The organism is Herbihabitans rhizosphaerae, from assembly GCF_004216555.1.
GTDB lineage: Bacteria > Actinomycetota > Actinomycetes > Mycobacteriales > Pseudonocardiaceae > Herbihabitans > Herbihabitans rhizosphaerae.
Genome location: NZ_SGWQ01000007.1, coordinates 287381 through 303596 on the forward strand (window position 1 = coordinate 287381; position 16216 = coordinate 303596).

Here is a 16216-nt window from a genome sequence, read left to right on the forward strand (position 1 = left end):
ATTACCCGCGAGTATGTTCGTGTCTTTGACAAGGCTCGAGTTGGCAGTTCCATTTGGGGTAGACCGACCTAGAGGACCTCAAGGATTGCTAGTGCAAGAGAGAGCACCGGCTGTGACGGACTGCCTACGCTATATGGGTGCCTGACCTGCGGCCAGCTCGACGTTCAGGCGCAGGCAGTGATCATGATCGACTTTCGTACTGGGCCGAACGTGTGTAATGGCGAATCGCCTAAATGCGCATTTTTAGCCCCATTCAAGCAATTGTTTCGCCTGCTTCGGGGTCGCATCAAATGCCATTAACGCCGGCGTACGCGGGGTTGAACGGCAGTTGTCCCGCGCTGGTCCCGCGCCATCCCGGATGCGCTCGGTAACTGGCCTTCGCGCGCGCGTGGGTGCAGGTAACCCGTTCGGTGGTGGGGTCAGGTCCACCCCCGAAGTGGATTCAGTCCGATTACGGCGAACCCGGCACCCGCATAGCGTCTGTGTCGACGACGAAAACAACCGACGACGACACCGGAGGCACCCGATGCGCACCACACTTTCCCCCAACGAGAACACCCCACTCCACGCCGGCCCACCGGCCGTCACCACGGTCGACGCGATGCGACCCGGCCTGCTGCGGCTGACCGGGCTGGTCAAGCAGTTCGGTGACGATGTCGTGGTCGACGGCGTGGACCTGGACATCGCGGCCGGCGCCGTGGTCGGACTGGTCGGCGACGCCGGATCCGGCCGCAGCACCGTGCTGTGCATGGCGATGGGCCTGCTGCCCCCGGACGAGGGCACCGTGCGGGTCGGCGACACCGACATCTGGGCGACCGACACCCGCCACGCCCGCGACCTGGTCGGCATGCTGCCCGACAGCGGGTTCGTGCCGGACTGGATGACCGGCCGCGAACTGCTCGTGTCCGAGGGGCTCGAGCACGGCATGCCGATCGGATCGGCCCAGCGGCGGGCCGGCGAGCTGATCACGACCCTGCGCCTGGTGGACGTCGCGACCTCGGAGATCGCCGAGTACACCGAGGGGCAGCGCCGGCGCCTGCGGCTGGCCGCCGCGCTGGTGCACCGGCCGGCCGTGCTGGTCCTCGACGACGTGTTCGCCGGTATCGACGAGGGCTCCGCCGCCGTGGTGCGCACGGTTCTGCGCGACTTCGCCGGCAACGGCGGCGCGGTGCTGCTGTCCGGTGACACCGAGGTCGGCCTCGACCGGGTGTGCGACCACGTTCGGGTGATCGAGGGCGGGCGAATGGTCCCCCTCACCCCGGCCGCTCCGCTGACCGTGCGTCCCGCGCCCGGCGTGCGGGTGACCGTGCTCGAGGACGGCGGCCTGGAGCTGCGCGTCGAGGCCACCGGTGCGCGCTACCGCTACGACCGCGACCGCACCGCGATGTGGATCGCGCTGCGCACCCGGGACGGGCGGCTGGACCGTGCGGCCGAGTTGCTCGCCGAGAACTGGGGCCGCGACCGCGACCAGGTGCACGCCGACCTGGTCGAGTGGGTCCTCGAGCTCGCCGAGACCGGCCTGGTGGCCTGAGTTCCGAACGATCGACCGAGGTACGCGCCGACCCGAGGAGGCAGCCGTGATGTCCACACGTGACAGCACGCTCCGGGGATCACTCCGGTCGGCGAACGGCCCAGGCGGCCAACTGAGTGCGCCTGCGCAGATCGAGCTTGTTCATGATGTTCGCGACGTGCTTCTCCGCCGTGCGGCGGGAGATGCACAACCGATCGGCGATCTGGCCGTTGGTCAGACCTTGCCGAACCAGGTCGGTGATCTCCCGCTCCCGCCTGGTGAGCAGATCGGCGCCGGACGGCACGCGGATCGCCTCAGGGGTGTCGAAGACGTAGAGCATCGCCTCCGCTTCGGACAAGGCCGCGCCGGCCGTGAAACGGCGCTCGAACTCCTGCTCACCGAGGGCTTCCCGGGTTCGCCGGACGTGCCGCGCGTTGGGCGCCTCGAACGCGGCCAGCGTGTGCATGGCGATGCCCTGGACACGACAGGCCGTTTCGGTGATCCCGTACAGGGTCGCCGCGCGAGCGTGATCGCCGCGACGCCCGGCGACCCAGCCGGCGCTGGACAGCCATTCCACGTCCCACCGATCGACTTCCAGATTCTTGGCGGCCGCGACCAGCTCTCCAAGCGTGCGCGCGGCCACGTCCGGCTCGCCGAACTCCGCCTCGATCATGGTCAGTCCGGCCAGCGAGTAGAGCCCGGACTGCAGGTCGCCGAGTTCGGTGCTGAGCGCGAGACCCTCCCGCAGAATGCGTCTGCCACCGTCCGGGTCGCCGGAGAAACCGGTGCTCCACCCGAGGTGGTTGAGGCTCGCGAGCTCTCCCCGCCGGTTGCCGACCGCGCGGAAGCCGGCCACCGCGGTTGAGAAGAGTCCCGCCGCGCGCCCAGGTTGGCCGCGGCACTCGGCGAGGAAACCGACCGTGAACGTCGCCCTGGACATCAGGAACTCGTCGCCGAGGCCGGTCGCCATCTCCGTCGCCTCGGTCACCAGCGTGTCGCAGCGGTCCAGATCGCCTTCGTGCACGCAGTAGGCCGCGTTGTACAGCAGAGCCAGACAGACCCGTGGTCCGCCGGGCGAGGCGTCCGGCAACAGGCGATCGAGCCAAGCTCTGGCCTCGGCGAGCAGGCGCCACGTGTGCCAGTACTGATGCAGGTCGGTCATCATCGCGACCCCGGCATCGGCCTGCCCCGGGGTGCGCCGGAAGTATTCGAGCGCGGCCCGCACGTTCGGGTGGTCCAGCCGCAGCCGCTGGCACGCCGACAGGCCCTCCGGCGTTCCCGCCGTCTCGCGCACGTGGGCGGCCCGGGCGACGTAGTGGTCCCGGTGCCGCTGCCCGGCTCGCTCGGCTTCCTCGGCGGACAGGTGCTCCCGGCCGTACTCGCGCAGCGTCTCCAACATGTGGAACCGGTTCTCACCCGAGTGCTGGCGCGCGATGAGCACCGATTTGTCGACCAGACCGGTGATGACGTCCATCATCGCGGCCGGCGAGACCCCGTCGCCGCCGCACACCCGCTCGGCGGTGCACAGGTCGAACGAGCCCGCGAACACCGAGGCGCGCGCCCACACCAGCCGCTCGTCCGGCGTGCACAGCTCGAAACTCCACTCCAGCGTGCCGTGCAGGCTCCGGTGCCGATGAGAACCGGCGCGCGGTGTGCCGGCCAGCAGCGACAGCCGCGTGGTCAGCCGGTCGGCGAGTTGCCGCACCGACAGCGACCGCAGCCGCACCGCCGCCAGCTCGATGGCCAGCGGCAGGCCGTCCAGCCCGTTGATCAGGCGGGCCACGTCGCGATGGTTGTCCTCGGTGACCTCGAAGGACGGCATCAACGCGCGCGCCCGTGCGACGAACAGCGACACCGCGTCGTATCCGTCCAGGTCGGCGGGGGAGTGCACGTCGTCGGGCTCGGGCACCGCGAGCGGCAGCAGTGGGTACAGGTGCTCGCCGGTGACACCGAGGGACTGCCGGCTGGTGGCCAGCACGAGCACCCGCGGGCACTCGCGCAGAATCGCGTGCACGATCTCGGCGCACGCGTCGATCAGGTGCTCGCAGTTGTCCAGCACGAGCAGCGTCCGCCGGTCCCGCAGGTGCTCCAGCAGTTCCCGCGGCTCGGCCCCGGCGTGGGTGGGCAGCCCCAGAGCCACCGCGATCGTGTTGGCGACGAGCCCCGCGTCGCGCAACTCGGCCAACTCGATGAGCGCCCCGCCGTCCGGCAGTTCGGCGGCCAGATCGGCGGCGAGCCGCACGGCGAGCCGGGTCTTGCCCACACCGGGCGGGCCGACGACGCACACCAGCCGCTCGGCGTCCAGCAGCGCGCGCAGCTCGGTGACCTCGTGGTCTCGGCCCACGTAACTGGTCCGCGCCACCGGTGCGCCGGGCAGTCCGTGCGGGTCCTCGATCGCCGCCATGCGCAGCTCCAAGCCGATTCGTCACGCGCGGTGTCGATCAACGATCGTAACCCCTCAGGGTCGGTCACTCGCGGGCGGTGACGAGGCCGGACTCGTAGGCCGTGATCACCAACTGCGCCCGGTCGCGGGCGTGCAGCTTGGCCAGCAGACGACCGATGTGCGTCTTCACGGTGGCCATACTCAGATGCAGGTGTTCGGTGATCTCGTTGTTGGACAAGCCTTTCGCGATCAGCGTGAGCACCTCGCGCTCGCGGTCGGTCACCCCGGCGAGTTCACCGCCGGGACGGCGAGACGGCCTCGGCCGCGCCGTGAACTCGGCGATCAGGCGCCGGGTCACCGTCGGCGCGAGCAGCGCCTCACCGTCGGCCACCACCCTGATCGCCGCGAGCAGCTCGGCCGGCCTGGTGTCCTTGAGCAGGAACCCGCTGGCCCCGGCGCGCAGCGCGGAGTACACGTACTCGTCCAGGTCGAACGTGGTCAGCACGAGCACCCGGATCCCGGCCGTCTCCGCGGAGCCGACGATGCGGCGGGTCGCCTCGATGCCGTCCATGCGCGGCATCCGCACGTCCATCAGCACGACGTCCGGCCGCAGCCGGGCCGCCGCCTGAACCGCCTCCACGCCGTCGCCGGCCTCACCGACGAGCGTCAGATCAGGAGCCGACTCGACCAGCACGCCGAAGCTGCCGCGCACCAGTGCCTGGTCGTCGACCACCAGTACGCCGGTCACGAAGCGTCCACAGTGGACTGATACGGAATCCTTGCCGTGACGGCGAATCCGCCCTTCGGACGTGGGCCCGCCGTGAAGGTTCCGTCGTACATCATCACCCGTTCTCGCATGCCGATCAGCCCGTGTCCGCCGCCCGTGCCCGGCAGCATCCGCGTCCCCGGCCCGTCGTCGGTCACCTCGATGCGCACCTGTCCGCCGTCGGCCACCACGCTCACCGCGCACCGGGCCGGCGCCGCGTGCTTGACCACGTTGGTCAACGCCTCCTGCACGATCCGGTACACGGTCAGCCCGGCCGCCTCGGGCAGTTCCTCGTCCACCCGCACGTCCAGCGCCAGCGGCACCCCGGCCATCCTGGCCCGGTCGGCCAGCTCCGGCAGATCGGCGACACCCGGCGCGGGCGCCAGCTCGGCGTCGCCGGCGGCCGAGTCGGACTCCGCGCGCAGCACGCCGAGCAGCCTGCGCATCTCGGTGAGCGCGTCCCGGCTGGTCCGCTCGATCACCCGCAGCGCCTCGCGCGCCTCCTCGGGCCGGTCCTCGGCGACGTGGTTGGCGATGCCGGCCTTCACCGCGATCATGCTCATGCCGTGCGCGACCACGTCGTGCAGCTCGCGCGCGATCCGCAGCCGCTCCTCGGCCACGGCCCGCTCGGTGGCCCGCGCCGCGTAGGCCCGCCGCTGCCGCGCCCCGACGCCGAATGCCCAGGTCGCGCCGAACGTCGCGCAGGTCACCAGGAACCAGGGGAGCGTCTCGTCCCACGGCTGCGGCGCCACGGTCTCGCCGGCGATCACCACCAACCCGACCGCGATCAGGCACCCCGCCAGCGCGGTGGTGGCCCTCGCGTTGACGACCGTGACGGTGTACAGCATCAGCGCGACCGCGAGGTACACCGGGATGGCCGCGTAGATCGGCACGATGCCGGTCGTGGTGGCGACGGCCGCGATGCCGAACACGATCGTGAACGCGGGCATCGGCCACTTGCGCCGTACCGCGATCGGCAGTCCCACGGCAAGCCCGACGAACCAGGACAGCCACAGCGGCTCGTGCAAGCCGGTGGGGCGCGGCGTCTCGCTGGCCGCCACGACCACGGCGAGCGCCATGACGACCGCGACCATCGCGTCGATGGCGTACAGGTGCGCGTCACCGAATCGCCTGCCGAACGGGTTCTCCACGGGCCGACCGTATCCGCTCGACTCGCGCACGGCGTCGGAGCGCGGTGGGTCAGACCGGGGTATGAGCCGCTCGCCCGGGTCCGAGCTGTGGTCCGATGTGGACACTCGGGTGAGCGGCGATCGTTGTGGCCATGATCGAAGTACGCGAGCTCACGAAGCGGTACGGCGACACGGTGGCCGTCCGCGAACTGTCCTTCACCGTGAAACCCGGACAGGTGACCGGGTTCCTCGGCCCGAACGGGTCCGGCAAGTCGACCACCATGCGCGCGATCCTCGGCCTCGACCGGCCGACCTCGGGCGTTGCGATGGTCAACGGCCGGCCGTACGCAACGTTGCGAAAACCGTTGCACGAAGTCGGTGCGTTGCTCGACGCGGGCGCTGTGCACGGCGGGCGCACCGCCGAGATGCACCTGCGTTGCGTCGCGCGGAGCAACGGCATCGGCCGGGCGCGGGTCACCGACGTGCTGGAGCGGGTGGGCCTCGCCGGTGTCGCGCGCAAACGGATCGGCGGCTTCTCGCTCGGCATGCGGCAACGGCTCGGCATCGGAGCGGCGTTGCTCGGCGATCCCGGTGTGCTGATGTTCGACGAGCCGGTGAACGGGCTGGACCCGGAAGGCATCCGGTGGATCCGCGAGTTGATGCGCGCGCTGGCCGCCGAGGGGCGCACGGTGCTGGTGTCCAGCCACCTGATGAGCGAGATGGCGCTGACCGCCGACCACGTCGTGGTGATCGGCCGGGGACAACTGATCACCGAGACGTCGATGGCCGCGCTGTCCGAGGACTTCCGCCGCGACGTGCTGGTGCGCACGCCGAGGGCGGACGAGCTGCGCGGTGCGCTCAGTACCGCCGGTGCGTCCGTCCACAGTGGACCAGACGGCGAGCTCGCGGTGCGCGGCATGGACGCCGTTGCGATCGGGGACCTGGCGTTGCGCGCCGGGATCGCGGTGCACGAGCTGACTCCGCGCAGTGCCTCGCTGGAGGAGGCGTACATGGAACTGACCGACGAGAGCGTGGAGTACCGCGCGCAGGCTGGGAGGGCGTCGTGAACGACGTGCTGGCATCGGAGTGGCTGAAGCTGCGCTCGCTCCGATCGTCCGTGAACCTGCTGATCGGCCCGCTGGCCGGGCTCGTCGCGGGCGCGGTGATCACCGCGCTGATGGCCGCCGACTGGGACAGCTCGCCGGAGATGCGGGACAAGTTCGCGGCCGGTGACGCGGGCCTGCTGGCCCAGCCGGTCACCCAGGTCTGCCTGGCCACGCTGGCGATTCTGGTGATCACCGGCGAGTACGCGACCGGCATGATCCGCACCAGTCTGGTCGCCGCGCCGAATCGGCTCCAGGTGCTCGCCGCCAAGGCGCTGGTCGTCTCCGGTGTGACGCTGGTGGCCGGCCAGGTGATCTCGTTCGCCGGGTTCTGGGCGAGCCGGCTGATCGTCGGGGACCGCCCGCCGCCGTTCGGTTTCAGCGGTTCCGCGGCCGACGCCGTACCGCTGGTGGTCGCCGACGGGCTCGTGATCACGGTGATCAGCCTGGTCGCGCTCGGCCTCGGCACGGTCATCCGGTCCACGGCCGGCGCGCTGGTGTCGGTGTTCGTGCTGCTGTTCGTGCTGCCGATGGTGGCCATGGCGCTGCCCAGCTCGGTGGGCAACGTGCTCGCCTCGCTGATGCTGCGCAACCTCGCGCCGCAGTTGGCCGGCGTCCCGCAGTCGGAGGCGGTGCTCTCGCAGCCGGGTGCGGTGGCCGTCGCGGTGGGCTACGTAGTGGTCGCGCTCGGTGCCGCGGCGGTCGTGTTGCGGAGGAGGGACGCGTGAGGCGCCCGGGTGCTCTGGGGTTCGTCGCCGGCGTTTCCGGTGGTCGAGTTCGCGATGTGAAAGATTAGGTAGGGGCGTCCCCTAGGCCATTGACAAACCGGTCGGTCGGTTTTGTATCCTTGGTGGGACGAACGGGTCGCACACCAGGCGGGCCGCCGTCCGAGGCAGGGGAGACGACGTGGATATCGACGTTCTCGGGCCGTTAGCGGTGCGTATCGACGGTGTGTCGGTGACCCCGACCGCCGCGAAGCCGCGAAAGGTTCTCGCGATGCTCGCCGTCCACGCCGACGAGGTCGTGCCGGCCCCATCGCTGTTCGAGGAGCTGTGGGGAGACGCGCCGCCGCGCACAGCGACGACCACGGTGCAGACCTACGTCCTGCACCTGCGCAACCTGATCACCACGGCGCTACGCGGGAACGCCGACCGGGAGTACGCCGACGCCAAACAGGTGCTGGCTACCCGTCCGGGCGGTTACGTGTTGAACACCGGCGGCGGCACGGTCGACGTGCGCGAGTTCGATCGGCTCGCCGCCGCCGGGCACCGCGCCCGCGAACTCGGCGACTACGAGGACGCGGCGCGGTCGTTCACCGAGGCGCTGTCCACCTGGCGCGGCAAGGCGCTGGTCGACGTGCAGGTCGGTGCGCTGCTCGAGGTGGAGGTCCACCGCCTCGAGGAGGCCAGGCTCAACGTGCTGGACCGCAGGATCGACGCCGATCTGCGGCTCGGCCGGCACCACCAACTGCTCGGCGAGCTGTCCGCGCTGGTGTCGCGACACCGCACGCACGAAGGTCTGTACGCGCACCTGATGCTGGCGATGTACCGGTCCGGGCGGCGTGGCGAGGCGGTCGAGGTGTATCGCAAGCTGCGCGCGTGCCTGGCCCACGACCTGGGCCTGGAGCCGTCGCCGACGTTACGACGGCTGCACCGGTCGATGCTCGACGCCGACCCCAGGCTGCACGAGTACGTGACCGTCGAGCCGCCGGTCGGCGCCGCGGTCTGACCTGGGCATGACCAAGCAGGCTCGGTCGGAGCAGACCAGAGCGTTACTCCTGAATGCCGCGGCCGACCTGCTCAGCAAGGACGGTTACGCCGCCTCCAGCATGGAGGACATCAGCAAGGCGGCGGGCGTGACCAAAGGCGCGCTGTACTTCCACTTCTCCGGTAAGGACAAGGTGTGCGCGGCCGTGCAGAGCGAGGCCGTGTCGATCCTGCGCACGTTCATCGCCGAGCTCGAGACCGGCCGCACGTCGGCGCTGCAGTCGCTGATCGACCTGACCCACACGATGGTGCGCTGGCTGGACACCGAGCCGGTGATCGCGGCTAGCTTCCGGATCGGGCGCGAGTGCGGCTCGACAGACGACAGCTTTCTCACCTTCTCGCGCGCCTGGTTCGCCGAGGTCAGGCGCGCTTTACGGGTGGCGAAGAAGAATCAGGAGCTGTCCGAGGACGTGCGCATGGACGTCGCTGTGGTAATGGTGGCTGTGATGTGCCTCGGTATCGAGATGCTCGCGACGACATCCAGCAGACCGGCCAAGCCCTCGGAGAGCTTGGCCGGTATGTGGACGCTCATCCTGCCCGAGATCGCCGACGACGAGACGCTCGCCGGCCTCGACGCGTTTGGATCGTCCAATGTCGACAGATAGAAGCCGGTTTCGGAGTTGCGTGGGTGGTCCGGTAGGGCACGCCCAGGCGGCGATCTACGGCGTTGGCGTCCGCTCGAGTATGCCCAATACGAGTCGCGAACGCCGCCTTGTAGCTCATCCACCTGGACGCGCCCGGGTGGTCACCCTGCGAGGACGGGGCAGGTGGCACCTCGAGACAAGGCCTAGCCGTGCGCCCCTGTCAGGCGCTGGCCGCGACCTCGTAGTCGACCGTGCCGGTCGGGTTGAACTTGGTCAGCCGGCGCGGCGGGACGATGCCCGGCAGCAGGAACTGCCACATGTCGGTGACGCGCTGGCGGACGTCGGCTCGCCCGGTGAGGACCTGGGATCGCAGCTGCACGCCGGTGAACGAACCGATGACGTACATCGCCAGATCGTCCGGCTGGACCTCTTTGCGCAGGTCACCGGTGGCCTGCGCGGCCACCATGCAGCGCTCCACCAGGTCGGTCCAGCTCCGGTAGGCGTCGATCGCCGGCGAGGCGAACGAGCCGTGCTCGATGACCAGCCGGATGGCCGCCCGGACGCGCACGCTCAGCATGAGGTTCATCGCCATGTTGTGCGTCAGGTCGATGACCGTCTGCAGGCCGGGGCGGTCGGTGGCCGCGAACGGCCCCCACACCGAGAACTGCTCCTCGATGAGTGCGGAGGCCAGCTCCTCCTTGGAGGAGAAGTGGAAGTACAGGGCGCCCTTGGTGACGCCGGCGGTGGCGAGGATGTCGGACAGGCTTGCGCCGACGAAGCCGTACTCATCGAAGGCCTCGGCGGCGGCATCGAGGATCACGTTCCGCGTCCGTTCCGCTCGCTCCTGTCGAGCCACGGTCACTCCTTAGCTTCGGTCGACGGTTCAGTCGCCGCATCCCCTGTCAGTCGACCATAGCGGCCGGCTGTCAGGGCCCACCCACCGAGTGTAGCCCAAGTTTGCCGTAAGGAAAGATCCGAAAAAAACCGGGTAGTAGGTATGGTTTTTGCCCTGGGGTTCCGATTTACTACGTACAGGGTCTTCATCGCTGACGGAGGTAGTCATGACCGCCATGATCGAGAAGGATGACGCCACTGGGGTATTACCCGACGCGGGACCGGTGCTCTTCGAGCAGACAATCCCGCGCCACCTGGTACATCGTGCCGCTGTGGCAGAGGTCTTCGTAACCGATCTGCACGTTACAAACGAGAACACGTTTCATGTGGGGGCGCAGTGGCCGCGGGGGCACAGCTTCTTTGGGCCGAGGACCACGGCCTCCCATGATCCGCTGATCTTCGCGGAGACCATTCGGCAGGCAGCGTTACTCGTTTCGCACGCCGCACTCGGCGTGCCGAAGAGTGACCGCTTCCTGCTGCACGACATGTCGGTCTCGGTCGACATGGTCGGGTTGCGCACCGCCGACCGCCCGGTGGACATTGTCGTCGTCGTGCGTGCGCACGACATTCGGCGCAGGGGTGATTCCATCGGGGGAATCAGGCTGGAGTTCAGTTGTTACCGCGACGGTCGCAAGATCGGCACGGCTGGGCTTGGCTGGAGCTGCGCGTCGGCCGCTGGATACCGGCGGGTGCGGGGAGACCGTTTCTCCGCGACGCCGTACCAGGCGACGCTGCTGCCCGCGGTCAAGCCGCAGTTGGTCGGCAGGGACCGTCCGGAGGACGTGGTGCTGGCGGAGACCCCGCTGCACAACGTCTGGTCGTTACAGGCCAATCCGGGCCACCCGGTGATGTTCGACCACCCGGTCGACCACGTCCCCGGAATGGTTCTGTTGGAGGCAGCACGACAGGCGACGCTGCTCACCGTTGGCAAGGCCAACGCGGTGCCGCGCGCCATGGAATTCACCTTCCGCCGGTTCGTCGAGTTCGAGGACCCGTGCCTGGTGATCGCCGATGACCAAGGCCGTACCAGGGGCGGCCGACGGCTCGGTGTCACCTTCGAGCAATGTGGTCGCACGGTCGCGACGGGCACGATGGAACTGGCGGATGCCTGAGTTAGCCGGTGCGTCTCCGGTCCTGGTGACCGGGGCGACCGGGTTCGTCGGCACTGCCGTCGTGCGCGAGCTCCTGCGGCGTCACGACGGCGGAGCGCTCATCCGAGTGCTCTGTCGTCGTGAGCCGCCGGCGTGGATGCGCGAAGCCGGCATCGCCGTCGTTCATGGCGACCTCGCCGAGGCGGCCACGCTGGACGGTGCGTGCGACGGCGTGTCGACAGTGCTGCACCTCGCCTCCCGGATCGGCGGCGATCTGGAGGCGTGCACGGCCGTCAACGTCGACGGCACCCGGGCGCTGCTCGAACAGGCGCGGCGGGCCGGGGTGTCCCGGGTGGTGCAGCTGAGCACGACGGGGGTGTACGGCGACGGCGTGCACCGCGGTGCGAGTGAGTCGCTGCTGGCGCCGTCGCCAGTCTCGGTGACGAGCCGGACGAGGTTGGCCGCCGAGCGCATGACCAGGGCGGCCGGAGGCATCGTTCTTCGGCCGCACCTGGTCTACGGCGAGGGCGACAAGTGGGTGGTCCCGACCGTGCTGCGCTGGTTGCGGGCGGTGCCGGGCTGGGCCGACGGGGGAGTCGCGCGCTCGTCGATGGTGGCCGTGTCCGACCTGGCGTCGGTGATCGCGGCGCTCGCGTGCATGCGGTGGGGGCCGCGGCGGGGCGCGGTGTTCCACGTCAACCACCCGAGGCCGGTCAGCATGCGGGAACTGGTGACCGCGCTGTGCGGGCACCTGGATCTGCCGCTGCCCGATCTCGACCTGACCGCCGACGCGCACCGGATGCTCACCAGGTCGGCGCTGCCGTCGCTCACCGACCACCAGTTCTCCATGCTGGCCCAGGATCACTTCTACGACAGCACGCGGATCTGGTCGTTCACCGGGGTGGAACCGGGACCCGGCCTCGCCACTCGGCTGCCGGACGCGATCCCGTGGTACCGCGACGTGCTGTCCGGCAAGGCGACCGCCGCCGTCTGACATCGCGAGTCCCGCGCTGTGCACCGGTGAGTCCCGCGCTGTGCACCACCGGACGGTATGGTTAGGCTGCCCTAATGCAGCGAAGATCGTTCGGGCGAGCCGTGCTCGCGGTGGTGGCGGGCCTGGTACTGGCGTCGTGCAGCGGTGGCACCGCCACCTCGGGCAACCAGAGCGCGGGCCAGGCCCCACCCGCGCAGGCCGACGGCGGCCGCACCTTTCCGGTGAAGGTCACCCACAAGTACGGCACCACCGAGGTGCGCAAGGCCGACAAGATCGTCACCCTCGGCCTGTCCGACCACGAGATCGTGCTCGCACTCGGTGCCAAGCCGGTCGGCGTCGTCGACTGGTTCAAGGAGCGCCCGTTCGGGAAGTTCCCGTGGCAGAAGGCGAAGTGGGGCGACACCGAGCCGCAGATCGTCGGCGAGCGCGACGACTACAACATGGAACGGATCATCGCGCTGCAGCCGGACCTGATCATCGCGCAGTACAGCGGGATGAAGAAGGAGCAGTACGACGCGCTGTCGCGCCTCTTCCCGGTGGTGGCGCAACCGGTCGGGTACGCCGACTATGCCGCGCCGTGGCAGGAGATGACCCGCGTGGTCGGCCGCGCGATGGCCAAGTCCGACCAGGCCGAAGCGCTGATCAAGGGTATCGACGACCGGTATGCCGCGGTGCGCGAGCGGAACCCGAAGTTCGGGCAGAAGACGATCGTCGTCGGCGACAGCTTCCAGCCGGGCGCCTACGCCGCGTTCGCCGCGCACGACCCGAAGGCCGGGTTCATGGTCGAACTGGGCTTCAAGACGCCGCCGCGGATCGCCGCCGCGCCCAAGGAGCAGAACGTGGTCGAGGTCGGCTCCGAGGGGCTGGGCCTGTTCGAGGCCGACGTCGCCGTGTGGCTCACCTCGTCGGAGGACGCCGTGCGGCGCACCCAGTCGGATCCGTTGTACCGCAAGCTGAAAGTGGCGACCGAGGGCCGTGATCTGTTCATCCCGTACGAGACCCCGCCGATCGGCGCGGCGTTGTCCTTCGGCACCGTGCTGAGCATCCCGTACGCCATCGACAACGCGGTGCCGCTGCTGGCCAAGGCTGTCAAATAGGGATGATCCGCACAGCACGTGTCGCGGGACTCGTCGCGGCGCTCGGGGTTCTGGCCGTCGCGGTGGTGCTGTCACTGTGGCTCGGCTCGACCGACATCGCGTTCGGCGACGCGCTCGCCGTGCTCTGGCGCGACGACGGGTCGACCGACGCGGTGACCATCCGGCAGGTGCGCGCGCCGCGTGCGGCACTGGCGATCCTGGTCGGCATCGCGTTGGGGCTCTCCGGTGCGGTGATGCAGGCGCTGACCCGCAATCCGTTGGCGGAACCCGGTTTGCTCGGCGTGACGATGGGTTCCTCGACGGCCGTCGTGGTGGCCATCGGGTTCTTCGGCCTGTCCGGTGTGCTCGCGCACGTGTGGTTCGCGATCATCGGCGCCGCGCTGGCCGCGACCGTGGTGTACCTGCTCGGCGCCACCGGCCGGTCGATCGTCACGCCGGACCGGATCGTGCTCGCCGGCGCCGCGGTGACCGCCGTCCTGCTCGCGTTCAACTCGGCCGTGCTGCTGCTGGACCCGTTGGCGTTCAACGAGTTCCGCTTCTGGAACGTGGGATCGCTGGCCGGCCGGCGGGCCGACGTGCTGGCGGTGGTCGCGCCGTTCGTGCTCGCCGGCACCGTGCTCACCCTCGCGTTGGCGCACGCGCTGAACGCGCTGGCACTGGGCGAGGACGCCGGGCGCGGGCTCGGGGCCAACGTGACGCTGGTGCGGGTGCTGGCGGCGATCGCGCTCACCGTGCTGTGCGGCGCGGCGACCGCGGCGGCCGGGCCGATCGTGTTCGTCGGGCTGGCGGTGCCGCACGTGGCGCGCATGATCGCCGGGCCGGACCAGCGGTGGGTGATGGCGTACTCGGTGGTGCTCGGGCCGATCCTGATGCTGGTCGGCGACGTGATCGGCCGCGTGATCATCGCACCGCGGGAGATGCAGGTCGGCATCGTGATCGCGTTCATCGGCGCACCGGTGTTCCTGGCGCTGTGCCTGCGCAGCAAGGTGAGCCTGTGAAGGCCCTGCGCGCCCGGCCGGTGGCGGTCGGCGCGCTTCTGGCGGTCGTGATCGTGTGCGTCGGGGTATACGCGCTGACCTCCGGCGAGGTGCGGCTGTCCGTACCGGACGTGCTGGACTCCTTGCTGGGCAACGGAAATCCGGTGTCCGACACAGTGGTGCTCCGACTGCGGCTGCCCCGTGTGCTGACCGCGATCCTGGTCGGTGCGGCGCTCGCGGTGAGCGGTGCGGTGATGCAGAGCCTGACCCGCAACGTGCTCGGCAGCCCCGACTTCCTCGGCATCGTGTACGGCGCGACCACCGGTGCGCTGATCACGATCATCTGGATCGGCGGCACGCTCGCGGAGATCTCGTTCGGCGCGTTCGTCGGCGGGATGGCCACCGCAATGCTGATGTACGTGCTGCTGTACCGGCGCGGGCTGCACGGCTTCCGGTTGGTACTGGTCGGCGTGGGGCTCTCGGCGATGCTGGTCGCGTTCAACCAGTACCTGATCACCCGCGCGGTGCTCTATGAGGCGCTGGCGGCACAGGCCTGGATGACCGGCAGCCTCAACCTGCGCGGCTGGAACGACGTGCTGGCCATGGGTGTGGTGCTCGCCGTGTTGCTTCCGGCTGCGCTGCTCGGTGCCCGCGCGCTGGGCGCGCTGGAGCTCGGCGAGGAGATGGCGGCCGGTCTCGGCGTACCGGTGCGGGCCGCACGTGCCGCGTTCCTGGCGATCAGCGTGGCGCTGGCCGCGGTGGCCACGGCGGTGACCGGGCCGATCGTGTTCGTCGCGCTCATCGCACCGCAGGTGGCACGCAGGCTGACCGGTTCGCAGGGGCCCGGATTGCTGCCGGCCGCGCTGCTGGGCGCAACGTTGCTTCTCGCCGGCGATGTTGCGGTGCAACGACTGTTCCCCACATCGCAACTTCCGGTCGGAATCGCAACGTCGATGGTGGGCGGGCTCTACTTGGCCTGGTTGTTGTCGTCGGAGTGGCGCCAGCGCTCCCGGTAGCGCTTGGCCCGGCCGGCATTGGCATCGGCGTCGAGCGCGCGCCGCACGGCGGTGCCGTGGCCCTGCGGGTAGCCGTTCTTGGCCAGCCGGTGGTCGACGCTCTCCACCGCGTACGCGGCCGTGAACCGCAGGCTCACCAGCAGCCCGAGCAGCACCGAGCCGAGCGCGATCGGCCACGCCCCGCCGATCAGCACGAGTATCGCCAGCAACGCGCCGAGCACCGGTGCGATCTGGACGAACCCGCGCAGGAATACCCTGGCCAGCCAGGTGCGGCAGGTGCCGTCGAAGAGCACCCACTCGCGATACCTCGGCGGCAGTGTGCCGGCGTACTGGTACCAGAGCCAGCGCACCGGGTCGGGACGCTTGTGCGACAACGGTTTCAGCGTTGCTCGGGGTCGAGCCGGAACACCCGGATCTCGCGCGTGGTGCGTTCGCGGTACACGTCGTATGCCTTGGCACGCTTGACGAACTCGGCGAACACCCGGTCCCGCTCCTCGCCGTCGAGCAACGTCGCGCGTACCGGGATCTCCTTGCCGGCAAGGGTGACGACGGCCTCCGGGTCGGCCAGCAGATTGCCGGTCCACGCCGGGTGGTGCTGCTGCCCGAAGTTGCTGCCCACCACGTACGCGCGATTGCCCTCGCGGTAGTGCAGCAGCGGCTGCCGGCGCGGCAGGCCGGACTTGCGGCCGGTCGTGGTGAGCAGCAACGTCGGCGCGCTGAACGCGCCGAGAATCCCGTACTTGCCCTTGCTGCGCTCCAGCAGCTTGCGGTCCACCGGCGTGAGCGTCCTGATCAGCCAGGAACCGGGCTTGGTCGCACCGAACGCGGCCGCCGCCCTGGCGACCGGGTTGTCCGTGGTGCCCCACCGGACCTCGGGAAACGCGGGTTCGTCAGCCATCGTGAGC

General features: G+C 69.9%; 16 protein-coding genes. 10 read left to right on the top strand and 6 right to left on the bottom strand.

Going from position 1 to position 16216, the window contains the following annotated elements; all coding sequences use genetic code 11:
- The first annotated feature begins 526 nt into the window (after positions 1–526).
- On the top strand, positions 527–1531 hold the full coding sequence (locus tag EV193_RS21805) for an ATP-binding cassette domain-containing protein (RefSeq protein WP_165401452.1): 1005 nt from the start codon (positions 527–529) through the stop codon (positions 1529–1531).
- 79 nt (positions 1532–1610) lie between these two features.
- Here EV193_RS21805 and EV193_RS21810 read toward each other — a convergent pair whose 3' ends face one another.
- The 3 genes from EV193_RS21810 to EV193_RS21820 all read right to left on the bottom strand — a co-directional run bounded on the left by EV193_RS21810 (position 1611) and on the right by EV193_RS21820 (position 5810).
- On the bottom strand, positions 1611–3914 hold the full coding sequence (locus EV193_RS21810; protein ID WP_130346043.1) for an ATP-binding protein: 2304 nt from the start codon (positions 3912–3914) through the stop codon (positions 1611–1613).
- 64 nt (positions 3915–3978) lie between these two features.
- Positions 3979–4641 (bottom strand): response regulator, encoded by a 663-nt coding sequence (locus tag EV193_RS21815; protein WP_130346044.1) that lies wholly within the window; start codon positions 4639–4641, stop codon positions 3979–3981.
- The gene (locus EV193_RS21820) at positions 4638–5810 is read right to left on the bottom strand and encodes a sensor histidine kinase (RefSeq protein ID WP_242613562.1); all 1173 of its coding nucleotides are present in this window, start codon (positions 5808–5810) and stop codon (positions 4638–4640) included. Before EV193_RS21820 ends, EV193_RS21815 begins: the two co-directional genes overlap by 4 nt.
- A gap of 131 nt (positions 5811–5941) precedes the next feature.
- On the opposite strand from EV193_RS21820, the gene EV193_RS21825 reads away from it, so the two are divergent.
- The 4 genes from EV193_RS21825 (at position 5942) to EV193_RS21840 (ending at position 9263) form a co-directional block, all read left to right on the top strand.
- Positions 5942–6856, top strand: a complete 915-nt coding sequence (locus EV193_RS21825) for an ATP-binding cassette domain-containing protein (protein WP_130346045.1) — start codon at positions 5942–5944, stop codon at positions 6854–6856.
- Complete coding sequence (locus EV193_RS21830) at positions 6853–7620, top strand: ABC transporter permease subunit (protein ID WP_130346046.1); 768 nt, start codon at positions 6853–6855, stop codon at positions 7618–7620. The genes EV193_RS21825 and EV193_RS21830 overlap by 4 nt, the downstream gene beginning before the upstream one ends.
- A 178-nt stretch (positions 7621–7798) precedes the next feature.
- A complete protein-coding gene (locus tag EV193_RS21835) occupies positions 7799–8620 on the top strand; it encodes an AfsR/SARP family transcriptional regulator (RefSeq protein ID WP_130346047.1) in 822 nt (273 codons plus the stop codon).
- Between the two features lie 7 nt (positions 8621–8627).
- Complete coding sequence (locus EV193_RS21840) at positions 8628–9263, top strand: ScbR family autoregulator-binding transcription factor (protein WP_130346048.1); 636 nt, start codon at positions 8628–8630, stop codon at positions 9261–9263.
- Between the two features lie 199 nt (positions 9264–9462).
- On the opposite strand, the gene EV193_RS21845 is transcribed toward EV193_RS21840, so the two are convergent.
- Positions 9463–10098 (bottom strand): ScbR family autoregulator-binding transcription factor, encoded by a 636-nt coding sequence (locus tag EV193_RS21845; RefSeq protein WP_130346049.1) that lies wholly within the window; start codon positions 10096–10098, stop codon positions 9463–9465.
- 205 nt (positions 10099–10303) lie between these two features.
- Here EV193_RS21845 and EV193_RS21850 point away from each other — a divergent pair, with 205 nt between their 5' ends.
- The 5 genes from EV193_RS21850 (at position 10304) to EV193_RS21870 (ending at position 15311) form a co-directional block, all read left to right on the top strand.
- Positions 10304–11248 (top strand): ScbA/BarX family gamma-butyrolactone biosynthesis protein, encoded by a 945-nt coding sequence (locus EV193_RS21850; RefSeq protein ID WP_130346050.1) that lies wholly within the window; start codon positions 10304–10306, stop codon positions 11246–11248.
- Positions 11241–12221 (top strand): NAD-dependent epimerase/dehydratase family protein, encoded by a 981-nt coding sequence (locus EV193_RS21855; RefSeq protein WP_130346051.1) that lies wholly within the window; start codon positions 11241–11243, stop codon positions 12219–12221. The genes EV193_RS21850 and EV193_RS21855 overlap by 8 nt, the downstream gene beginning before the upstream one ends.
- A 74-nt stretch (positions 12222–12295) precedes the next feature.
- Complete coding sequence (locus tag EV193_RS21860; protein WP_130346052.1) at positions 12296–13318, top strand: iron-siderophore ABC transporter substrate-binding protein; 1023 nt, start codon at positions 12296–12298, stop codon at positions 13316–13318.
- 2 nt (positions 13319–13320) lie between these two features.
- Positions 13321–14316: a FecCD family ABC transporter permease gene (locus EV193_RS21865; protein ID WP_130346053.1), complete on the top strand. Its 996-nt coding sequence runs from the start codon at positions 13321–13323 to the stop codon at positions 14314–14316.
- Positions 14313–15311, top strand: coding sequence for a FecCD family ABC transporter permease (locus EV193_RS21870; RefSeq protein WP_165401453.1), 999 nt, complete (start codon positions 14313–14315; stop codon positions 15309–15311). The genes EV193_RS21865 and EV193_RS21870 overlap by 4 nt, the downstream gene beginning before the upstream one ends.
- Here EV193_RS21870 and EV193_RS21875 read toward each other — a convergent pair.
- Positions 15263–15685: a DUF5313 family protein gene (locus EV193_RS21875; RefSeq protein WP_165401454.1), complete on the bottom strand. Its 423-nt coding sequence runs from the start codon at positions 15683–15685 to the stop codon at positions 15263–15265. The genes EV193_RS21870 and EV193_RS21875 overlap by 49 nt on opposite strands.
- Positions 15686–15690: 5 nt before the next feature.
- A complete protein-coding gene (locus EV193_RS21880; protein ID WP_130346055.1) occupies positions 15691–16209 on the bottom strand; it encodes a nitroreductase family deazaflavin-dependent oxidoreductase in 519 nt (172 codons plus the stop codon).
- Positions 16210–16216 lie beyond the last annotated feature (7 nt).